Here is a 338-nt window from a genome sequence, read left to right as displayed (position 1 = left end):
GGCCTGGACCAGCGGAATCATGCGGTCGTAAGCCATCCGCTTCGGCCCGATCACGCCCAGCACGCCCAGTACCTGGCCGTTGGCGGTGTACGGCGCGGTGACCAGCGAGACGCCCTGCAGGGGTACCACGCCGGTTTCCTCGCCGATGAAGATGCGCACGCCGGGGGCCTGGATGGTCCGCTCCAGCAGCTGCAGGATCTCGCGCTTGCTGGAAAACAGCTCGAACAGCTCGCGCAGGCGCTCCAGGTCGGAGCGCGCACCGGAGAGAATCAAAGAGGCATGACCACCGGCCGAGCAGACGGTCACCCCCACCTCGCCGTCGTTCTGGTAGGGCCCCA

The 338-nt window shown here is 67.8% G+C and carries 1 pseudogene; it reads right to left on the bottom strand.

Going from position 1 to position 338, the window contains the following annotated elements:
• A pseudogene (locus FQ664_RS25770) lies at nucleotides 1-338 on the bottom strand (hypothetical protein); the annotation flags it as partial.

The organism is Pseudomonas persica (assembly GCF_900291015.1).
Lineage (GTDB): Bacteria > Pseudomonadota > Gammaproteobacteria > Pseudomonadales > Pseudomonadaceae > Aquipseudomonas.
This window is presented reverse-complemented; position numbering and strand designations above follow the sequence as displayed.